The sequence below is a fragment of the Burkholderia sp. PR2 genome, assembly GCF_052372875.1.
In the GTDB taxonomy this organism is placed as follows: domain Bacteria; phylum Pseudomonadota; class Gammaproteobacteria; order Burkholderiales; family Burkholderiaceae; genus Burkholderia; species Burkholderia diffusa.
The window spans coordinates 37,803-59,178 of the sequence record NZ_JBQRWH010000003.1; the positions used below are offsets into that span (position 1 = coordinate 37,803).

The 21,376-nt window shown below is 58.4% G+C and carries 16 protein-coding genes and 4 pseudogenes; 5 read left to right on the forward strand and 15 right to left on the reverse strand.

Going from position 1 to position 21,376, the window contains the following annotated elements:
• Positions 1 to 383 precede the first annotated feature (383 nt).
• A complete protein-coding gene (locus ACT2FV_RS15785) occupies positions 384 to 1,826 on the forward strand; it encodes an APC family permease (RefSeq protein ID WP_444504305.1) in 1,443 nt (480 codons plus the stop codon).
• Positions 1,827 to 1,954: 128 nt separating this feature from the next.
• Positions 1,955 to 3,244 carry a porin gene (locus tag ACT2FV_RS15790; protein WP_226118109.1) on the forward strand — a complete coding sequence of 430 codons (1,290 nt, stop codon included), beginning with the start codon at positions 1,955 to 1,957 and terminating at the stop codon, positions 3,242 to 3,244.
• A 273-nt stretch (positions 3,245 to 3,517) separates the two neighbouring features.
• On the opposite strand, the pseudogene ACT2FV_RS15795 reads toward ACT2FV_RS15790, so the two are convergent.
• Positions 3,518 to 3,838 (reverse strand): annotated as a pseudogene (locus ACT2FV_RS15795) (LysR family transcriptional regulator); the annotation flags it as partial.
• On the opposite strand from ACT2FV_RS15795, the pseudogene ACT2FV_RS15800 reads away from it, so the two are divergent.
• Positions 3,837 to 4,112, forward strand: a pseudogene (locus tag ACT2FV_RS15800) (aldehyde dehydrogenase family protein); the annotation flags it as partial. The pseudogenes ACT2FV_RS15795 and ACT2FV_RS15800 sit on opposite strands and share 2 nt — an antisense overlap.
• 177 nt (positions 4,113 to 4,289) lie before the next feature.
• On the opposite strand, the gene ACT2FV_RS15805 reads toward ACT2FV_RS15800, so the two are convergent.
• The 8 genes and pseudogenes from ACT2FV_RS15805 to ACT2FV_RS15840 form a co-directional block, all read right to left on the reverse strand.
• Positions 4,290 to 4,802 carry a TniQ family protein gene (locus ACT2FV_RS15805; protein ID WP_301756636.1) on the reverse strand — a complete coding sequence of 171 codons (513 nt, stop codon included), beginning with the start codon at positions 4,800 to 4,802 and terminating at the stop codon, positions 4,290 to 4,292.
• A pseudogene (locus ACT2FV_RS15810) lies at positions 4,795 to 5,664 on the reverse strand (TniB family NTP-binding protein). Before ACT2FV_RS15810 ends, ACT2FV_RS15805 begins: the two are co-directional and overlap by 8 nt.
• 238 nt (positions 5,665 to 5,902) lie before the next feature.
• Entirely contained in the window at positions 5,903 to 6,994 is a 1,092-nt protein-coding gene (locus ACT2FV_RS15815) for an IS630 family transposase (RefSeq protein ID WP_108064618.1), read from the reverse strand.
• Between the two features lie 52 nt (positions 6,995 to 7,046).
• Positions 7,047 to 7,742, reverse strand: a complete 696-nt coding sequence (locus ACT2FV_RS15820; protein WP_444504306.1) for a Mu transposase C-terminal domain-containing protein — start codon at positions 7,740 to 7,742, stop codon at positions 7,047 to 7,049.
• A gap of 934 nt (positions 7,743 to 8,676) precedes the next feature.
• Positions 8,677 to 9,093, reverse strand: a pseudogene (locus ACT2FV_RS15825) (DUF4158 domain-containing protein); the annotation flags it as partial.
• A 224-nt stretch (positions 9,094 to 9,317) separates the two neighbouring features.
• The gene (locus tag ACT2FV_RS15830) at positions 9,318 to 10,442 is read right to left on the reverse strand and encodes a succinylglutamate desuccinylase/aspartoacylase family protein (RefSeq protein WP_444504307.1); all 1,125 of its coding nucleotides are present in this window, start codon (positions 10,440 to 10,442) and stop codon (positions 9,318 to 9,320) included.
• Between the two features lie 44 nt (positions 10,443 to 10,486).
• On the reverse strand, positions 10,487 to 11,629 hold the full coding sequence (locus ACT2FV_RS15835) for a succinylglutamate desuccinylase/aspartoacylase family protein (RefSeq protein WP_444504308.1): 1,143 nt from the start codon (positions 11,627 to 11,629) through the stop codon (positions 10,487 to 10,489).
• Positions 11,630 to 11,693: 64 nt separating this feature from the next.
• On the reverse strand, positions 11,694 to 12,665 hold the full coding sequence (locus ACT2FV_RS15840) for an ornithine cyclodeaminase family protein (protein WP_444504309.1): 972 nt from the start codon (positions 12,663 to 12,665) through the stop codon (positions 11,694 to 11,696).
• Between the two features lie 207 nt (positions 12,666 to 12,872).
• On the opposite strand from ACT2FV_RS15840, the gene ACT2FV_RS15845 reads away from it, so the two are divergent.
• Both ACT2FV_RS15845 and ACT2FV_RS15850 read left to right on the forward strand, forming a co-directional pair.
• Positions 12,873 to 13,655, forward strand: coding sequence for a transporter substrate-binding domain-containing protein (locus tag ACT2FV_RS15845; RefSeq protein WP_444504310.1), 783 nt, complete (start codon positions 12,873 to 12,875; stop codon positions 13,653 to 13,655).
• Between the two features lie 87 nt (positions 13,656 to 13,742).
• A complete protein-coding gene (locus tag ACT2FV_RS15850) occupies positions 13,743 to 14,867 on the forward strand; it encodes an aminotransferase (protein ID WP_444504311.1) in 1,125 nt (374 codons plus the stop codon).
• 111 nt (positions 14,868 to 14,978) lie between these two features.
• Here the strand turns inward: ACT2FV_RS15850 and ACT2FV_RS15855 are convergent.
• The 6 genes from ACT2FV_RS15855 to ACT2FV_RS15880 form a co-directional block, all read right to left on the reverse strand.
• Positions 14,979 to 16,114 (reverse strand): IS3 family transposase gene (locus ACT2FV_RS15855; protein ID WP_444504312.1). Its coding sequence is split into 2 segments (ribosomal slippage): positions 14,979 to 15,850 and positions 15,850 to 16,114, totalling 1,137 coding nucleotides; the frame shifts between segments, so codons are not numbered across the junction.
• A 153-nt stretch (positions 16,115 to 16,267) separates the two neighbouring features.
• The gene (locus ACT2FV_RS15860; RefSeq protein WP_444504313.1) at positions 16,268 to 16,915 is read right to left on the reverse strand and encodes a helix-turn-helix transcriptional regulator; all 648 of its coding nucleotides are present in this window, start codon (positions 16,913 to 16,915) and stop codon (positions 16,268 to 16,270) included.
• Positions 16,916 to 17,107: 192 nt separating this feature from the next.
• Positions 17,108 to 18,256, reverse strand: coding sequence for a porin (locus tag ACT2FV_RS15865; protein ID WP_444504314.1), 1,149 nt, complete (start codon positions 18,254 to 18,256; stop codon positions 17,108 to 17,110).
• Positions 18,257 to 18,448: 192 nt separating this feature from the next.
• Entirely contained in the window at positions 18,449 to 19,126 is a 678-nt protein-coding gene (locus ACT2FV_RS15870; RefSeq protein ID WP_444504315.1) for an MgtC/SapB family protein, read from the reverse strand.
• A gap of 96 nt (positions 19,127 to 19,222) precedes the next feature.
• The gene (locus ACT2FV_RS15875; protein WP_444504316.1) at positions 19,223 to 19,996 is read right to left on the reverse strand and encodes an inositol monophosphatase family protein; all 774 of its coding nucleotides are present in this window, start codon (positions 19,994 to 19,996) and stop codon (positions 19,223 to 19,225) included.
• A gap of 72 nt (positions 19,997 to 20,068) precedes the next feature.
• The gene (locus ACT2FV_RS15880; RefSeq protein WP_444504317.1) at positions 20,069 to 20,851 is read right to left on the reverse strand and encodes a transporter substrate-binding domain-containing protein; all 783 of its coding nucleotides are present in this window, start codon (positions 20,849 to 20,851) and stop codon (positions 20,069 to 20,071) included.
• Between the last annotated feature and the right edge of the window lie 525 nt (positions 20,852 to 21,376).

Consider the following 21,376-nt stretch of genomic DNA (forward strand, 5'->3'; position numbering starts at 1 on the left):
TTTGCTGGAACGAAGATTAAGTGTCGGAGAATGCTCAGCCAACGCTTCTCCCGAGTTTTGGCGGGATCGTTGCGCACGATGGCGCGAATCAGTGCCTCCGCTTCCAACCTGAAATCTACGCTTGGACGACCCCTTTTTCGTCATTCACGCCTTCGACCTGGGAGACCCGGGCGTATCTCGCACTAGGGGAAACACTGGCTTTGCAACTTTGGGATGATTGACGATTGATTTCGGCCGCTGAAAATCAGTTCGACAGATGCCGGTACCGCACGGGAATCCGTCTCCTGTGAGAGGTCGACGCGACAGATCAAAAGTACTTGCGTTGACCAATGTACGCGCCAATAACACCAGCCTTTCGTCCTAATTTTGGAAGGAACCCCACCATGGATGCCGCAAGAGAAGCAAATCAACCGCAACTGCGGAAGGGCGCTTTAGGGCTCTTCGCAATAGTCTCGGCCGTAATCGCAACCAACGGCCCCTTGACCGCTCTGGTAGGCGCGGTTCCCGTTTCCCTCACCATGGGCAACGGTATCGGGCTGCCTTCGGTATTTGTCATCGTCGGCCTGGTCTATGTGCTCTTCAGCGTTGGCTTCACCGCAATGAGCAAATACACCACGAACGCGGGTGCGTTCTATGCGTACATCGCTCAGGGACTCGGGCGGCCGTGGGGCATCAGCGCCGCGTTTGTCGCCATCTTGTCGTACAACGCAATGCAGCTCGCCTGTTACGGCATGCTTGGATTCTTCCTGTCGACAAGCGTACACGACTGGATCGGCGTTGACGTGCCATGGTGGATATGCTGTCTCGGTGCGCTGCTCGTCATTCTTGTAGCGAGTATCACCAACATTGAGATCAGCGGTCGGTTATTGTTTTTCCTCCTCGCTGCCGAAATGCTCGTTATCGCCGTATTCGACGTCGCGGCAGTTTTGCACGGCGGTCCCGCTGGCTATACGCTCGCATCTTTCACCCCGCAGCATACCTTCACTGCTGGTTTTGGAACGGCAATCGTGTTTGTAGTCGGTTCGTACATGGGCTTTGAAACCACTGCGATTTATGCGGAAGAAGCAAAGGAGCCACATCGTAATATTCCATTGGCGACCTATATCTCCATCACGACGATCATGGTGCTGTATACCTTCTCCGTTTGGGCGCTGATCGTCGTCTGGGGTCCCAGCGAGGTCGTCTCCGTGGCTGGGAAAGATCCCGCCAGCTTGTGGTACGGAATGGCAGAGCGTATCGCCGGCAAATTCATTTCCGAGGCGATGCAAGTGCTGATGCTTACCAGCCTGTTCGCCGCACTTCTCAGCTTCCACAACACCACGTCCCGGTACATTTTCTCGCTCGGGCGAGAAGAGGTGCTGCCAAGGGTGCTTTCAACGGTATCACGAGGACAGCAAGCGCCCGTAGTTGCATGTGCGGTGCAAGCTGCCGCCGTGGCCGCGGCTCTGCTCCTGTTCGCATGGTCGAAGTCCGATCCGATGAATGTCGTCCTGCCCTATACGGCCGCACTCTCGACCATCGGTCTCCTGTCGGTCCAATGCTTGACTTCGCTTTCGGTGATCGCCTTTTTCATGCGGGGCACCCGTGGCGAGAACGCGTGGGTGAGGCAAATAGCACCGGCGGCAAGCGCGATCGCACTTGCGTGGTTCGTATTCATGGAAGTCAGCCACCTCGATCTGATGACCGGATCGACGTCGCGGTGGATCTATTGCTTCCCTTACGGCATCGCCGCGCTTGCGCTCGGCGGCGTGATGTACGCACTTTGGTTGCGCAAGGCTCGTCCGGATCGCTACAGCAGTCTGGGACGCTTCCTCTCCGAGCTGTGAGTTTCCCCGGCGCTCCAGAACACGGCTCGTAGAAGAGCCGACTGAAACCCATCAATCGGTCCAACGCAGGCGGCGATCGCCGCAGGACGGCGTTCGGCCGAAACACGTCGATTCCAGGAGTCGTTCGAATGCGCAATCCAGAAATCAACCGGTACGCGGTAATGAATCGCCGCGCGAGTTCATCCTCTTTCAAGGCCACATCTGCAAAGTTTCGGACCCGCGCAATCCGTGCATCCGTTGCTGCTATCGTCGCATGTGGGCCGATGATGGCCGCCGCTCAAAGCAGCGTCACACTTTACGGTGTGGTCGACACCGGCATCACGTTCCTGTCCAACCAGCAGGTCGCGGACGGCGCCGGTGTTTCGGGAAGACGCGCTTGGCAAATGACCGCCGGTAACAGCGCGCCGTCGTCATTCGGTATAAAAGGCGTAGAGGATCTCGGCGGCGGAATGGCCGCGACTTTCAATTTGCAGAATTATTTTCAATCGAACAACGGCGCTTTCTTTGAGCCGAACGGGCTGTTTGACGCCAATGCTACCGTCGGCCTGAAGTCCGACAAGCTCGGTGTGCTCACGTTTGGCCGCCAGTTCGACTCGTACACGACATATCTCGCGCCATATGCGTCGAGCAATGTCTGGTCCGGTTTTGCGGGCGCGCACTTCGGTGACGTTGACAATCTGAATGCCGCTTTCAACGTGAACAATTCCGTCGTGTATACGAGCCCGACATTTGGCGGCTTCTCCTTCAGCGGCACATTCAGTCTGGGCAATCAACCTGGAGCGTTCGCAACTAATCGTGCATGGGCTGTCGCGGCCGGCTACCAGTCCGGCGCCCTCTCCGTTGCGGCCGGTTATCTTTCGCTGCGGGATCCGTTCACCGCAGCCTTGGGCGGCAACAACGCATATATCGGCGAGTTCAGCTGCGGGCAAAGCCCGTCGAACTATTGTCAACTGCAGAACGCGAGCGAGCTTCGAACATACGGGGTTGGCGGCAGCTACAGTTTCGGCCGGTTCAACGTGAATGCCACGCTTACGCGCGCGAAGTTGCTGGCCAGTCGGTATCTGGTCCAGGCCGGCGGCCCGGTCAGTGACGTGCGATTCGATACAGCCGAAGTCAATAGTCTGTACAGTTTTTCCGAGGCGCTGCAGTTCGGTCTGGCCTACGCATACACGATTGGAAAAATGTCCGAAACGGGGGATCGGCCTCAGATTCACAAGGTCAGCCTCGCGACGATCTACAATCTTTCGAAGCGAACGCAGCTCTACCTCATCGGCAATTTCGAAAAAATGGCTGGCGATGGCATCGGTATCAACCCCGTGACCGGCTCGCTCGAGCGCTACGCGCAACTCTCGTATTTCGGCAATTCGAATTCGTCGAGCCAGCTCGCAGTGTCGATGGGTATCAAGCACACGTTCTAGCCGCGTCTTGCGGTCTCGACCCGGTTCTGGACGATCGTAACGTCGAAGTAATCGACGCGAGCGCTTGGACCCGCCAGCGTCTCATAGACACTCACGAGCCGTTTAGCGATAAAAGATCGCCGGCGGAACCATGCCGACGAACCGGGTCATAAAACCTTTCGATGCAGTCGAACAGGTCCGGGGCCGCGTCGCCCGGCTCGATTAGGGGCGCTGCTTGATTCGCTCCTGTTTCAGGAGCACGGAAGAACAGCAGCAAGCCACTGCGGGGAGCGGTCAGCGTTGCTCTGCCGTCAGTTGCCTCAACTGTTCGAGCAGTTTGACGGCGGGGCTCGGCAATAAACCGCGCCCGCGCCGAAATCCGGTCAACGTGCGCCGCCCGACCACCTTCGGCAATTCGAGCGTATCGAAGACACCAGCCTTGCTCTCCGTCACGTACATAGGTTCAAGCATCCAGCTCAGAAAGCCGGACCGGGCGACGAGACTCTTCAACACGGTAATCGATCGGGTTTCGACCACGATGTTCGGGAGTCCCAGGCCGTGTCCGGCGAACACCTGCTGCATGTGTTCGGATGGCACGGTGCCGCGCGGCGGCACCCATGGCCTCATCGTCGAGGCGATGCAGGAGACCGGATTGCCGCCCGGCACGGTGAATTTCGTCACGAACGCCCCGGCGGACGCTGCCCGCATCGTCGACGCACTGGTCGCCCATCCCAAGGTCCGACGGGTCAACTTCACGGGTTCCACGCGCGTGGGGCGCTTGATCGCGGAACAATGTGCGCGTCATCTGAAACCGGCCGTGCTCGAACTCGGCGGCAAGGCGCCGTTCATCGTCCTCGATGATGCGGACGTCGAGGCAGCGGTTGGCAGCCTGCCATGCTCACCGGCGAGGGATTGTCGGTGACGATCGCCGGCTACGGCCTGACGGCCTACAATCTCGGCGGCGTGCTCGGCGCACTCGCATGTGCGATGGCGGTCACCCGCTGTAGGAGTTCACAATCAATGCTAGCCGTGCCCAAAGGAGTGCTAGCAATGTTCACTAATACTGCTAGCGTAGTGTTTTGCTCAGCCTAAGCGATGGGCATCGATAACGTGATATCGCCCGCAGCGCGGCGTCGAAATTCGGAGCTCTGGCGAAAATCGATTGCGGAACAGTCTCGAGCAGGCTGTGGTGCACCCGGCAGTAGTCGGCTGACGGATCGAGCCACTCCCTCTTCCACCGTGACGCAGTGACATCGGCGTCGTTCAGAACAAGACATCTGAAGCAATACACCAAGTACTTCTGGTCGAAGACCCACTCATGCGGCGTCTGGATCATGCTCAGAATGCCGTCGTTGAGCCGCGCAACGCGAGATAGACGGCTCAGGGTTGGGGATGGAACTGGGGGAAAGAGAATCCAGCCGGCCTTGGTCAGGCTAGGCATCGCTACGCCTGTGCCCGATTCCCAGATCAAGTCTACGCTCGTCTGATACCGCGCCGCGATTCGACCCAACCAGCTACCAAACGCCTCTTCCAGGAAGGGGCGAGGTGCGATGGGCCACGGCCTGTGGGTGTCAGACATGCGCGCGGGCAACTCGTTCAAGGTGAGCGATATCGATGCACTCGTCATCGTTCCTGATCGCCAACTCTGCTGCTTCGTTGAGGATCGTAGATATGGCGCCAGTCAGCCCCCCGCTTATCTCGAGAACGAGCTGGACAATCTCACGTCGCGACAGATTCGATGGTTTTCGTAGCGGCAAGACTTTCTCGAACGCAGCCATGAGCCTGCGAAGACTTTCACTTTCCCTCCACCTTGGGATCTCGAATGGTCTGTATCGGCTGATCATCTGTGAATCGGTCTGAAGCCCTAGAACGGCATCGCGCGTACCGACAAGGACCATGCTAATCTGCAGGTCGTTGGCCACGTATTTTAGAAGGTTCAAAGAGGCACGTTGCTCACGGTACGTTCCGGCGAGCAGGTGATGAACCTCGTCTACGATTAGCATCTGCGGCGACATCCGCCGCAAGATATCGCGAGCGAGCCGCTCGAGTGTGGCAAGCCCCGCGGCGGGGTTATGTGGCGCACCGAGCTCAAAGAGCAAGGCGGCGTAAAAGCGGCGCTAATCAGGGGTGGGAGGCATCTGTACGCTCACGACCGGACACCGCTCTACCCCGGTTCTCTCGTCGAACTCGCTGGGGTGCGCTCGCCTGAACTTGGCCGTTATCTTGGTTTTCCCGATGTTCGAGTCGCCGTGCAACAGAAGACACGGCATGCGCTCACGTCTCGGCGTGTCATAGAGCCGCTGCAGTAGCTGCAAGGCTTCAGTCGCTCGGGGATAGTCGATCCACCGGTCACGTAGCAGACCCTTTATGCGATCCTCTTTTCCGAGCAGGACCTGATCTCTTGCTGCGGGTAGCAGATGCGCGAAATCACACTGCTTCATGCTGGCCCCCTACCACTGTTCAACGTCATACGCGGTAACTGGTGCGTCGTAGTTCACCTGCTCGACCTGCCGCTGTTCAGTGAGTGAAAGATCTTCGATGCTGCTCTTCGGAACCAAACCGCCAGCTTGACGTGCCATGCGGCGTCGCGCTCGAGTAGCCCGCTGGGAAGTGACGACCAGTTGTCGCTGCTGCTCAACAGTCTCGAATATCTCCCTCTCCGATACTGCCCGTTGTCCCCTAGTGTCCTGTTCCGCTGATTCGCGAGCAAAGTCGATGCAGCTTTTCGAGGATGGAATCGGCTGAGGCGGTCCAGACGAACGGTTTGCAGTTTTCGTTGTAGTGGGAGACGAATTGATCGATTCGCTTGACCAGTTGTTTGACCGAGCCGAACGAGCCTCTACGGATCGCTTTGTCGGTGATCAGCGCAAAGAAGCGTTCGACCTGGTTGAGCCACGAACTGTAGGTGGGAATGAAATGCATATGCCAGCGGGGGCGTGCCGCCAGCCACGCCTTGACCTTCGGATGCTTGTGACTGCCGTAGTTGTCGACGATGCAGTGCACGTCGAGTTCGGCTGGCACGGCCTTGTCGATTTCGCGCAGAAACGACAGGAATTCCTGATGTCGATGACGCGGCTTGCAGGTAGCGAGCACGGCGCCATTGAGCACATTCAGGGCGGCAAACAGCGTCGTGGTGCCATGACGGACGTAATCGTGAGTGACGCCTTCAACGTAGCCGAAACCCATCGGCAGCATGGGTTGCGTGCGCTCGAGCGCCTGACATTGGCTCTTCTCGTCCACGCACAGCACCAGAGCGTTCTCCGGCGGACTGAGGTACAAGCCGACCACATCGCGCAGTTTCTCGATGAAGAACTGATCGGTCGAGAGCTTGAAGCTTTCACTTCGGTGCGGCTGCAGACCCAGCAGTTTGAAGTAACGGTGCACGCTCGTCGGCGAGATGGCGGTTTCGGCGGCAATCGTGCGCACGCTCCAGTGAGTGGATCCATCTGCCGGCTTCGTGTGCAGGGTCTTGTGAATCAGTTGGGCCAGCCGTTCGTCGTCGATGGTGCGTGGCTTGCCGGGACGTACTTCGTCATAGAGTCCGTTGATTCGCTGATCCAGAAACCGCAGACGCCACTTGCCCACCGTGGCACGCGTGAGTTGCAGGCGTTGCGCGATCGCGCTATTGGGCTCGCCGTCAGCCGCCGCCAGCACGATGCGCGCCCGCGAGACCAGCGCAGCCGAAATCGAGCGAGAGCGCGCTATCGACATCAGTTGCGAACGCTCGTCTTCGCTCAGCACCAGTTCCGCCTTCGGTCGTCCCATCACCATGCTGACGTCTCCCGTTCCGTTGACGTCAACATGCTACGTGAACATAGACCAGTTAACAACGGAACAGGACACTAGCCCGGATAGCTCGCAAAGCTGCCCGCTGTTCGAACAGCGAGATTGGAGGCCGACGCAAGTCCGCGTATCGCACTTCAACGAAACTGCCTCTGCCAGCGCTTACGAAGATGCGCGAGAGATCTTCTGGGTGATAGCGGATCGTCACGGACCGGCGTGTTTCCCGCCATGCCGCGAACAAGGGATGCCAATAGCGGATCAGGAAGAGCTTCAGGCCGTCCCGCTGAATGGTCCTGGATGCGACTGGCAGGAACCGGATCAAAAACTTCAGTTCGGCATCCGGTTGAGTTGGCAAGCATCGTGAATCCTCTGCTCGCCATGTTTCCTGCCACTTTTGCGCGGGCTGAAGTCCCAACAAACCGCGGTGGGGGCTGCAGTGATAACGCCTGCCGATCTCGACAGCCAGCCACTGCTCGAACTGCTTCAACGTAAGTGAAGCTGTCTTTTCGGCCTGGCGCGCCTTGCGCCCTTTGACTGACGATCCAGTCGAACCAGGGAGGCCACGCACGCGCTCCATCAAGGTCCTGTTCAGCCGCTCGATGTGGCCACCAAAGTGCGGCTTGCCCACCGGTCGGTACATCAGTTCAATGCCGTACTCGCGGCATCCACTGCGAAGGGCACGGCTTTTGAATTCGGCCGCGTTATCAAGATGCAGCGTTCGAGGGATACCGCGCATCGGCCAGTCAGCCTCAACGCCTAGTCTTTCGAGCCACGGCTCTTTCCGTAGAACTACGCGCGAGAGGAGCAAGCTTACCGTCGCAGCCCCCGGCCTCTCCATTGCGACATAAAAGCCAAGCACACATCTCGTAGCAACGTCGAGAGCCACAGACAGCCACGGTCGACCGATAATCTGTCCGTCCAGTTCGCTAACTAGCAGTATGTCCGCTTGCGTGTGATCAACCTGCACGATATCTAACGGATGTCGGACCTGGAATGTGCCAGGGGCAACTGCAGCGTTCGGGAGGGCCGCTCGTGCCAAAGCATCCTGCTCGCGATAGGAGAGCCACCGTCGAGCTATTGTTGACCTGCTCGGAGGCGATAGACCTGCAACGCTGCAGCGACGTTTCACCTCAAGTACAAGATCAGTCGCAGGATGCGCAAGGTGCCGCTGATCGGGGAGCCATTCGTGCACGGCCTCGTCGATGACGCATTCGACGGCGGCGTCCAGTTTGCCCCCGGTCGCCCTACCCGGCTGCCTTGGCTCTAATGTACTGGCGACCGGATCTGCGAGGAAACGTCGACGCAGGCGATATACGGTGGTGCAGTGAACGCCTAATAGCTGTGCTGCTCGTTCAGCCTGCTGTCGGGAAAGCACACCGTTGCCAAGCGGTCGAAGCACGGACGCAATCTTCGCTGCTCGAGCGGCCCGCTCTTCGATCGAAGCCATATGGATCCCTATCAATCCACGCGACACGTGCGCTAGCAGTATTAAAGAACACGTGCAACGTGCTAGCAACGTTAGTGAACATTGGCCAAGTTTCCGTTGCAGAAACGCAACGGCTAAGCAGTCGCCAGAAAACTTCAAAAAGTCCCTGTTCGCCGAGGCTTCTTTGAGAATTTCCGCTTGCAACGTTTCTGAACACGGCTAGCGCTAATAATGAACGCCTACAGATGTCGGGTAATTCCGCCTTGGTCCGGGCCGCGTGTGCGGCGATATCGGCCAGCCATGCGTGGACGTTGCTGTCGACCGGGAGAATTCGGACGAACTCGCGGAGGATTTTCTGGTGCCGGGATTTGCTGCCTGAGCGATCGTAGCGCGCAAGGGTTGTACGCGGCAGCGGGCGGACGCCAAGCACGGTGCACACGTGTTCGATGATGGTCGGCGGCACATCCGAGATTACCGGCATGTACCCGAGACGCTGTAGCAGCTTCAGCTGCGCGAGGATCAGCACGCGCGTAGGCGCCTGACGGAACTGGCCAAAGATAAACCGGATCTCGGCCGCACTGGGCGTGTAGACCGCTCGCAATTCTGCCTCGTCCCGCTCCGCCGGGAGTACCGGGTACGCCGGTTCATGAATTTTGGTCATTGCTGCAACCTCGGTCCTAGCAGTCCCAGCAGTGCTGGCCGATCAGCGCTTTGGCAGATTGAGACGTCCAGACAGTACCGCGCGACGAGATTGGTGCCGCTCATGCCATGATCCGGTCGATGGTGCGGTTGGAACTCGCCGAAGAGAAATTTATCCCATCGTCAACGGCTTATTCTCCATTGGTCCTACTATCTGCCAGATCGAATCGCGGCTATTACATCTGGTCAGTCTGGAAGAAGCGCCCCTTTGATACGCTCGGGAATTCTTTCGCTCCCCGCGATCATTGCGATCCGCTGTCCGGCTAGAACGTAGTGGACATGCATTCTGGCGACGAGAATCCCGTCCACGCGCGATCGGACTATCGTACGGCACGCGGTCCGATCGCGCGCCTCGCCTGCGATCTCCGCGATCACCTCATTTCGCTCGACGCGCATCCCGACCGGCACATGCCACGTGACCATTCCGGTTTGCGTTGCCTTCAAGTGTTCGACGGCTTCGAGTGCGGCAATTGCCGGCGTCTTTCGCGGTGCCCCTGCCAGTCGATCCGTGACAAAGCCCTCGACTCGCAGAAAGTCAAGCAATGCATCGACGTCATGGGTCGCTAGTTCATCAGACACATCACGCTGTCCACGCAACTCGACAACCGCGGCGAACCCTTGACGGGAATCGCATGGCAAACCGGATTGGCGCAATGCACTCCATGCATCGTGAAATGCCTGGTCGAACGTTCCGCCACCAGCGTGCTCCTCAAGAAGCAGTACGGGAGCAGTAAGGCACCGCGCGAGTGCGACAGCGCGCTCTTCGTGCGCCCAATTGCTGTACACGTGCATGACGGCCGTCTTGTCGCAATGCAGATCGAGCGCCATATCGTAGGCAAATGCGCGGGATAGCAACATCGCTTTCAGGTATTCGACCGGGTCCGTACCTTGTGTCGGCGGCGCCGCTATCGCCGTCAGCCAAGCCTGCGCGCTGCGGCGAGTCAGAGGACGGTCGCCAGACGTAATCCGCCGGACGACCTCGGAGTGGATATCCGGGAATCGACGATCGAAATTGCCGCTTCCTGCGCAATCGAAGCGCCCGGTAAGCGATCCACCGACGACCTGCTGCATACCGACAGGATTCGCCCAGGTCATGACGGCGATGCGCCCGCGCAAGGCCCCAATGCGCTCCAGCGAAGCGAGCCGTACCAGCAGATGCTGGACTACGAGAAGCCCCGGCACCTCGCCGGCGTGCAATGCGGCCTGCACGTAAAGTGATCGATCCGCGTCTTTTGGGCCGAACGCATATTCACGCAGCATCAGGCGCATGCCCGGAGCGGTACCGGGCAGCGGGATTTCCACTTTCTCCATCAGTTGACTCCCATTCCCTGCGGGTCCGGCATGCAATATGGCGATTAGAAGTCGAGCAGCAGATTGCCGGGCTCGCGTCCAGTTAGCACTGCATCTCCGACGATCAGCGCCGCCCGTTGTCCCGGCCTGACGAGCTTTTGCAACTGACGCACAACCATTACGCCGTCGATCGGACTGACGACCGGGGCGCGCGAATTGAGCTCCCCGTCGAGACGCACGATTTCCGCGAATGTCTCGCCCGCACTGACGTGCTCTCCGGGCGCGCGCCGGTAGACGATCACGCCCGCGCAGGGGCATCGGACATGCGCGGCTCCCTGCAGAGGAAACACCTTGGGCGGCTCGTCCAATCGAGAGTCGTCGTCTGCTTCGGGCAGAGACAACACCCCCTCCGATTCTGCGAAATGCAGTAGACGCCGGGCATCGTCCAGCGCAAGCGCATCGTTGACGTCCGCCTGACCACGCAACTCGATCGTCGCCGAGAAGCCGCATTCCTCCTCATCGAACACGCCGGCCTGCTGCAGTGCGCCCCACGCGCTTGAATGCGTCTGATCGAATGCACCACCACCTGTCTGTGATGGCTCCAGCATCACGACCGGCGCTCCGATCAAGTGAGCCACCTTCGAGGCTCGCTCGCGCTGCAGCGAGGACGCGTATACATGCGCGATCGCATCGGTGTCACAGTGCAAATCGAGCACGATGTCGTGATCGATCGAAAGCCTCGCCAACTCAAGCTTCATCGCTGCAGCGGGGCTCAATTCACCACCCACTTCGATCACGCTGGAAAAATATTGCTTCCACTGCCGCCGCGTCAGGCTACGCGCGTCCGCATCGCGCAGACGCGTTGCGACGGCCCGATCCAACAACGGAAAGTTGCGATTGAAGTTCTCCCCGTTCTCGAAGTCGAAACGCCCCACGACAGGGCCAAACAATCGTTGCGACAAGCCAATCGGGTTTGCGTACGGCACGACGGTCACGCAGCCGGTGATCCTTCCGGCATTGTCGAGGGCATGAAGGGCCTCAATGAGATGCTGCAGGACCAACAGGCCCGGGTGTTCATCTGCGTGCAATCCAGCTTGAAGATAGATACTGCGCCCGCTGTCGGGATCGCCGAACCGATGCGCAGTAAGGTGCAACGCAACGCCCGGCGCCGGCGACGGCAGAGGAATCTCGATACGTCGATAGTTCACGTGGTCTCTCCTCACATTCGTCCCAGCGGTTCGCATGCCCGCCGCCAGGTACGCTCGTCCTTGGTCAATGTCCGCTTGTGCTGGCGACAAGCCGATAAAATTCAGCAGCGACAGCAATGTCCTCCAGTCCGAGACCGATCGAGCGGAAGAACGCATGACGTTCGTACGATGGCAGTTGTGCACGGCCTGCTACGAGCTCAGGCAAATCGCCGACAATCTCATCCTTACTCCAGCCAAACTCGGCCGCTGCAATTTTCATCTCTCCTGCACTCATCGGCGTCGTCGCACGATAGTCGCAGTAGACATCCATTTCCGGCAACCACGCTGGCGGAATTTCGTGTGCGTTCGCGACGTTCGTGCTGATCGAAGTCACTAGAGCCGGGTGCGTCAGCATGCCATCAGTCAATACCGGTTTGCCGGACGAAGTGCAAAGCGAAACGACATCCGCATCGCGCACGCATGCTTCAATACTGTCGATAACGAGAACTCGCGGATCGATCGATTTCACCCTATCGCGCTTGGCTTCGTCCGTGGCGAGTTCCGGCGAATACACCCGAATGGTTTGCCATGCACGGACGCCCTTGAGATGACGCAGGTGCGCCAGTCCCAGTGCCCCGGTTCCGATCAACGCAAGACAGACTGCATCGCGCCGCGCGAGGTGTTCGACCGCCAATGCCGTAGCGCCCGCAGTACGCTCGGCAGTCAGCAAGCCCGAGTCACACCACATGAGCGGACGCCCAGTCTCCATCGACATGAGTGCGGTCCATGCGGTGACGATTGGGCCAGCGCTTGTTGGCACATAGGGAGAGAGCTTCGCGCCGAACACCTGCTCGTCAGCCAAGGTACCAAGGTAGGTAATGAAATCGCCCGCGTTATCCGGGAAAAGGGTTAGCGTCTGCGGCGGCTGTACCGCGCGGCCGTTCGCCAGAGACTGAAACATCCGCGCAAGCGCGCCACGAGTATCCAATTCCGGCAATGCAGCACGAACCTGTGCCTCGTCCAGCACACACGGCAAATTGTTCAGTTGAGCACTCATCTAGCGATTCCGGGCTGCACCCGCTCCGTCAATAAAATAGATTTTCAGTCTACTATGGACATTCTGTTTTTGGAAGCGGATACTTGGCGAAATTGTCGCTCATGGACAATTCGTCTACCTCATCTTGTAGCGCAAGGTAGCTCGCCGAGGCTCGCGGACCCATATCAGGTTACGGCCCCGTACTCGATCGTCATCATCGGAGTTGATATGAAATTGAAGCATCTGGTTTGTGCCGTCGCCATGTCCGTAGGGGCAGCAGGGTTCGCGTTCGCAGGCAGCAATGTAGCGTTGAAAATTGGTATCGAAGCCGCTTACCCCCCGTTCGAAAGCAAAACGGCAGCCGGGCAACTCCAGGGGTTCGATATCGACGTAGGCAACGCGGTCTGTGCAAAGCTGCAAGTCAAGTGCATCTGGGTCGAGAATGTCTTCGACGGTCTGCTGCCCGCTCTGCAGGCACGCAAGTTCGATCTCGTCAACTCGGCCATGAACATCACGAGCAAGCGGGAACAGATAGTCGATTTCACTCCCCCGATCTATGTTGTCCCGATGGTCATGATCGCGCGCAAGAACTCCGGACTTCTTCCTAACCCTGATTCGCTGAAGGGTAAGCACATCGGCGTACTCCAAGGGGCGGTTCAAGACGACTTTGTCCAGCGCAACTGGAAGCCTCACGGCGTCGAGGTCGCAGAATATTCAGACCAGAATCAGGTCTACGCCGATTTGGCCGCGGGCCGACTCGACGGTGCCGTTCAGGAGTATCAGACTGCACGTGAGGGCTTTCTGGATAAACCGGAGGGGCGTGACTATGCAATCGTCGGCGCACCGCTGGAAGACTCCGTGACGCTTGGGAAGGGCGTTGGCTGGGCGTTCAGAAAGCAAGATTCGGCGCTGCGCAGTCGCGTCTCGAACGCTCTGGCCCAACTAAAAGCAGATGGGACACTGAGCAAACTCTCGGTTCAGTATTTCAAACGCGACATCATCGCCAAGTAACCGTCCCGACGACGGCTACGAAAACACCATTTACTCTGCATGCGGCCACAGTTTGGCCGCTCAATCCATATCACCTAAGGAGCGGTCATGAAGATCAAGGAATTTGGCGTCGAGCGCTGGATGGATCTCTACGAGAACCATTGCACCTATAACCTTGCAGAGACCTGCGTCGAATCTCTGACGGTCGATCAACTTCTCACCATGACGGGACGTCAGGCATCGGTGCTCGACGAACTGCGACCGATGAAGCTTACCTACGGCGCGATCGAGGGCACGCAACGCCTGCGTGAAGCCATTGCCGCTACTTACGCGCGGCAATCGGTATCGAACGTTATCGTGACGCATGGCGCGATCGGCGGAAACGCCCTCATCTATGAAACGCTGGTTGAGCCAGGCGACACCGTGATTTCAGTGCTGCCAACCTACCAGCAGCACTATTCGATTCCGGAAAGCTACGGCGCGAACGTAAAAATTCTGAAGCTTCGCGAGGAGAACGCGTTTCTGCCGGATCTCAAGGAACTCGAGTCGCTCGTCGATGACAAAACGCGCCTCATTGCGATCAACAACCCGAACAATCCGACCGGATCGCTGATGGACGAAGCGTTCCTCCTCAAGATCGTCGAGATTGCTCGGCGCTGCGGTGCATACATCCTTTGCGACGAAGTCTATCGCGGTACCGACCAGGCCGGCAGTGGCTACAGCGCGTCGATCGCAGACCTCTACGAGCGAGGTATCAGCACCGCAAGTATGTCGAAGACCTACTCCCTCGCCGGGTTGCGTCTTGGCTGGATCGCCGGCCCGGTCGAGCTGATTCACGCCGTTGCCGTCCATCGCGACTACAACACCATCAGCGTCGGTATGATCGACGACTACTTCGCGACGCTCGCGCTCGAGCATCGCGACGCCATCCTGAAGCGCAATCACGACATCGTGCGTACGAACCTCGCAATTGTGGAAGCTTGGGTCGATGGTGAGCCGCTCGTGTCGTGGATTAAGCCGAAGTCCGGAACGACGGCTTTGCTCAAGTTCGCGATCGACATGCCGTCGCGTGAATTTTGCACGGAATTGCTCGACGCAACAGGCGTGATGTTTACGCCGGGTAGCGCACTCGATATGGAGGGTTATGTGCGGATCGGATATGCGAACAACCGCACTGTACTTGAGGAAGGGCTCAAGCGCGTATCAAGCTTCTTGCGCAGCAAAGCGAGCTAAATCTCCTTCACCGATCATTCGGGCCGGCACGACTCGCCGCCCGAATCGACAGAGGTGGCCTCGCTCGTTCGGACAGTTTTCTGAGAGTTTTAAGTGGACCGTCCGGGGCGATCATGCTGCCGATTTGATCGCAGGCAGCGTCGCGAAGTATGCCTCATCGGGCGTCTGATCCGCCAGGCTCGAATGAGGCCGTTTGCGGTTGTACAGCTCAATGTATTGGCCAATGGAGCGCCGGGCATGGCTGACCGACTCGTAGGCTCGCAAATAAATTTCTTCGTACTTGATGCTGCGCCACACGCGCTCGACGAACACGTTGTCGCGCCAAGCACCTTTGCCGTCCATCGACAGTCGAATGCCTCGGCCCAGCACCGCCTCGGTGAATGTTCCCGCCGTGAACTGGCTGCCCTGATCGGTGTTCACGATGTCGGGGTGCCCATGGCGGGCGAACGCTTCTTCCAGCGCTTCAACGGCATGCACGGCCTCCAGCGTGATCGCCACGCGGTGCGCGAGGATCTTGCGACTGGCCCAGTCCACCACCGCCGTCAGATACACGAAGCCTCGCGCCATGGGAACGTAGGTCGTGTCGAGTGCCCAGACCTGGTTGGCCCGCTCGATCTTCATGCCGCTCAGGAGATACGGCCAGACCTTGTGCTGCGCGTTGCGCCGACTCGTGTTCGGCTTGCAGTACATCGCCTCCACGCCCATGCGCTTCATTTGCGTGCGTACGCGGCGCCGGCCGACCTCGTAGCCTTCCCGGCGCAGCAAGCGCGCCAGCATCCGGGCACCGGCAAACGGGAACTCCAGATGCAGTTCGTCGATCCGGCGCATCAGCCGTTGATCGACTTCGCCCACAGGCCGCGCCCGGTAATACGCGCTCGATCTCGCGATACCAACCAGCCGGACTTGCTGCGAAACCGGCAACGCATGGCCACGGTCAATCATCGCTTTGCGCTCAGCAATCCCGCCTTGGTGAGCGCGCCGCTTAAAAAATCATTTTCCAGGCTGAGTTGGCCGATCTTGGCGTGCAGGGTCTTCACGTCTACCGGTGGCTCGCTAGACACCGGGCCAGCCGCACCGAACACGTCGGCCGCGCGCTCCTGCAACTGCCGTTTCCATTCTGTGATCTGGTTCGGATGCACATCGAACTGCTGCGCCAGTTCGGCCAGCGTGCGCTCGCCCTTGACAGCCGCCGGGGCCACTTTCGCTTTGAACGCCGCTGAGTGCGTGCGTCGGGTTCGTTTCGTCATTTCCTCGGTTCCTTTGCCTGCATTATCGCTGGCTCAGGCCCCGGCCGTTCCACTTATCCCGCTGTCCGATTTTGCGCGGCCACCTCTGACTACTCACGCCGCAGAGTTACATGACGTTTGCGTCCGCTCCGCGGTAGAGTTCATTCGAGCCAATCACGCACCTTCGCGCATTTGCTTCAAGTGCTTGTAGACGGTCGCCCGCCCCATATCAAGAACGTTGGCGATGTAGTTCGCCGCACTCTTCCCGTTGAATGCTCCTTCCGCATACAAGGCTTCCACGAGCTCACGCTTGTGGTCACGCGAAAGAGAATTGAGCGCGAGCTGCCGCTCCCGCAGCCAACTGTGAAGGAACCCATTAATCCGCTCCTGCCAGTCGTCCTTGAACAACTCCTCCGGCGGTCGAACCAAGCCAGCACCCATGATGAACAAGTCAACCACTTGCTTGACATCGTCGAATGCCGCGACATTGAAGTTGACGCACATGACACCGACAGGGTCTGACGTTTCACCCGGTACGAGCATACTCACACATCGCATTCGACGACCGTCCCAATTCATCTTTTCATACGGACCCATCACATTTCCGACAGCCGTACCTTCGATCTCTTCCAAAGCCGAATCGTCACCAATCGCGCGCTTTGACAGGTTGTTGGCAATGTACGCGATGGACTGGCTCGTCAGGTCGTGGATGACAACTTCCGCATAGGGAAAAAACAACGAAGCGATACCGTCGGCGATGCTCCGATACCGATTGAGCAATAGTTGATCGGCCGTGGATTTCCTCTGTTTTCGGGTGGACATCGATTGTCTGTATTTCGCAACGAAAAGAGCATGATATTACGCCGTCGGCCTCAGCGCGAGCCCTCGGTGCGCCCCCATTGCAGATAAAAAAAAGCCAACCGTTACCTACCGATCGGCCCGTGAACAAGGAGAACCACCTCACACCCATGGCGCCGAGCGGCAAGCTATTGAAGCCGGCCAGCGCCAGCCAACTCAGAACTTGTGTCGAATCGCCGCACGAATCACGAACTGATTCGAGGTCGACGACGCATCGGCCGCACCGGGGACGTACGCGAGATCCAGCGAGGTGCCAGTCTTGTCGCCCGCGACGTGCTGGTAAGCCCCCTGCACATAGATGTCCGTGCGTTTCGACAGATTGTAGTCTGCCATCAGGCCAACCTGATGAACCTTCGGCTCTGCGTTACCAGACGACGCATTGAAATTCTCGGTCGTGAACGTGTAAGCTGCGCCCGCGTAAAGTGCTGGTGTGAACTGGTATTTGAAGTTCAGTTCGAAGTTCTGGAATCGCAACGAATTCAGCGTCCCAACTGCCGGCAGGATCGACCCGGATATGTACGTCGTCGATTGCGGTTGATTCAGGTGCGAGTTCGTGTACGCGAAGCCGGCTGTCGCCGGGCCAAACGTGTAGTTGATCCCGCCGCCAAATACTCGCAGTCGCTTCGCGAGAAAGTTTTCATCGCCGCCGTTGTTAATCGCGCCGCTCGACGTCGCGGACGGTTTGTCGGCTTGCAGATATGCTGCCGCGACGAGCAGCCCGCCGTTCGTGTACTGCGCACCGACACTGTACTGCCGGTTGTTTGCGAATTCCGTGCCGTTGCTGAAACTGTACGTACCGCCGAATTGAAAGCCGGCGATCTCCGGACTCGCGTACTTGACAGTGTTGTTCACCCGAAAAGTGTTGTCCGTGTTGTCGTTGTCGTACGGATGGGAAAACATGTACCCGGCCCAGTTGCCGTTCGCAGTAGTCTGCGCCAGATAGTCGACAACCGAATCGTACTGGCGCCCAAACGTCAGGGTGCCGTAACGATCGTTCGCGAGACCGACGTAAGCCTGGCGCCCAAATCCGAGGCCACCTTGCCCAAGCTTCCCGTTGTTGACGTTGAAGCCGCTCTCGATCTTGAAGATCGCCGACAGACCACCGCCAAGGTCTTCGGTGCCTCGCAGTCCCCAGCGACTGCCCTGGACGAAGCCACTCTGAAGCTCGTATACGTGCTTGCCACCGACATTGTTCGTATAGTCAATGCCCTCGTCGATCAGACCGTAAAGGGTAACGCTGCTTTGTGCAAAGACGGGGGCACTTAGAATGGTCATGGCCACTGCTGCCGCAATTCGATGCTTCATCAAATGATCTCCAAAACAAATATATAGGATGTCTAATAAATTACAACTCAATTGATCCGCTACTCGTGACGTACCAGCACAAATCCGCTTGGCGAGCTGTGTAACGGCACCGCTCGCCAAGCTCAATCCAATTGGAACACTCGTTCGGCTACGATTGACTTACCGTGAATACACGGGCCCTCTACTCGACTGTCAGCCGGAGCGAAGGCATCGGCGGACTCCAGGAAAGCCTTCCAACGCGCGAACGATTGCGTCGCACTGGTCGTCCGTAATCTTGGAAAACGCGATCGATACTTGATCCAGCGTAGGATCATGCTCCGCTACCCGAGACACGAACTGCTTCACACGGACGCTCTGCAAATTCGGCATGTCATACAACGTGTTGAGCGACAACGCACCTCTCACGGTGAGCAGATCGAGATTGTGAAACCGCTTCGGCACAACAAAGCGCTTTTCTAGTGGCTTCACTCCGGCGAGAATCAACAAAATGATTACTGTGCCGCCTATCGAGCCGACGTACATGCCGCCACCTACCGCAAGGCCTACTCCCGCAACGCACCAAACGCTAGCCGCCGTTGTCAAACCTCGCACAACCTCACCCCGCAGCAAGATGGCGCCAGCACCAAGGAAGCCGATACCGGAAACCACCTGCGCCGCCACTCGCGATGGATCAAGTGAAATGTGTTGTTGAGCGGCGACGTCGTTGAATCCGTATGCGGATACGAGCATGATCAGTGAGGAGCCGACACAAACCAGCATGTGTGTGCGTAAGCCCGCAGCCCAACTCATTCTCTCTCGCTCAATACCGACGGCCGCCCCCAGGATCGCAGCCAGTGCGAGTCGCAACAGCAATTCGCCGTTTGTTATCATCTATTTTCTCCATGGTGGGTTTGATTGATTAGCCGCCTGATCGCCACCGTCACTCGTTTCTTTCCTCGCTAGCGGTAGGCACCCTGGCTGACGCGATCAGGTTCGTAGGCTACGCAACACCTCATCGTGAAGTTCCGGCGTACATGAGGCCACTACGCGTCCGTCCGACAACATGCCCAGCTGCTGACCGCTCCAGTCAGTGATTACGCCGCCGGCGCCTTCAACGACAGGCACAAGTGCCATGTAGTCCCACGGCTCAAGCCCTGCTTCGATCACCAGATCGACTCCGCCGTTTGCCAAAAGCCCGAACGAGTAGCAGCCACCACCAAATCGGTGCATCGCGGACTGCAAAATGAGTCGATGCAATTTCGGACGGTCTTCTTCGCTGAAGTCATAGGGTGATGTGCCCGCAAGCTTGGCGTCCGACAACATCCTGCACGAACCTGTCCGCACCTTCCGGCCATTCAGCGCCGCGCCATCGGGAGTACCAATCCAGCGCTCATTAGTTGCCGGGATTTCGATAATGCCGATTGTCGGTCGGTCCTGATCCATCAGACAGATCAGCGAGCCGAATATTGGAAAACCAAGCACAAAGGGTTTGGTTCCATCTATCGGATCGAGGAGCCACGTGTATTCGGCGGACCGGGTGGAGCCGAACTCCTCACCACAGATTGCGTGGCCCGGAAAGGTCGAAGTGATCAACTCCCGCATCTGCTGTTCGACCTCTCGATCGGCGAGGGTTACTGGCGATTGATCATCCTTCGATTCGATCGATAGGGGGGTCCGGAAGTACTTCATCGAGGTCGCACGCGCGACGTCGGCAAGCCGCTCGGCAAGTGCGACGGTATCTTGAAAGAGCTTGGAATCCATAGGCGCGATCTAGGAGTGAAACAAAATCAGCTAGGTTATCAGGCCCGCACACGGGCCCGACCCTACTCGGCTCTACTTCAACGTGATGAAGCCCGGTGGGAAGTACTTTGCGATCAAGCCATCCAGAGTACCGTCGGCCTTGATCTTCGCAAGGGCGGTATTGAAGCGCTCGCGCAATCCACTGTCATCCTTGCGGAAGCCAAGTGCCACGCCCACGCCGAGCGTTTGTCTGTCGATAATTGGATCACCAGAGTAATCGAAGCCAGCGCCTTGAGGCTTGCTCAGAAACCCCTTCTTTGCCGCCATCACGTTCTGGAAGGTCGCGTCGATCCGACCGTTTGCCAGATCTGCGTATACCTGGTCCGCGGTTTGATAGGTGGCGATGTTGACGCCGCCTGGAACCCAATTCTTGCGAACGAAAACTTCCTCGATCGTGCCCTGTACGACGCCAATCGTTTTGCCCGAAAGCGAAGCCACCGTCGGCTGCAGATTGACCCCCTTCTTCGCTACAAGACGCCGGGTGACGTCATACAGCATGTCGGAGAAGCTGATTACACGTGCGCGGGCCTCAGTCGCACTGAAGTCCGAGTTGATGATGTCGAACTTTCGCGCTTCGAGAGCAGGAATCAGTCCGTCAAACGGCACCTCTACCCACGAACACTGGACCTTGGCTGCAGCACATAGCGCGGTTCCGATGTCATAGTCGAAACCGGCTAGCTTTCCCTCTGGCGTCTTGTATTCGAACGGGAAATAGTTTGGCTCAGTACCGAATTTGACCACCTGGGTGGTATCTGCGTGCGCGCCCGCGCACATCACTGTCGCGAGAATCGCGACTGCTTGGACAAAGCGATTCATTTCGTCACTGCTCCCGTAGTCATCGCGAAAAATAGGACCGATCGGCTAGCTAGTTCGCGTGAATCTCCCGATTGAAGATCTGCACGCACGAGTCGTCATTCACCGTCGAATCGACGTCGCGCGCTCCCTTCATGCGAGCACCACACCAAGACGCCAAAGTCCACTCTAGACTTTTAATCTTCGCTGAGCAAGTGTGTCAAAAAGTTTCGCAATTCCACAGACGAAATCGACGCCCGGCCTACATCGCTTTTGGCGTTGGGTGGCGGCACGCCCGAACTGGTGCTGTCGGCGGATGAGCACGGTAAGCCCGCCCGGCCCATCAGTGGCTAGGTCTGCCGGCACTCGGCTCAGATGTCGTTCCCACTGCCCGCGCCAAACATATTCGCGCCGCACGATCGGAGGGGCGGTGAAGTCGTAGGCGGGCGTGTTCACAAGTCACTCCAGGGTGGTGCCCGGCGGTGTTGCGGACGGTGTGGAATACCGAAGAGCAAGTCGCGCAAGTGAGCAGCAGCAGAACGCTGGCGA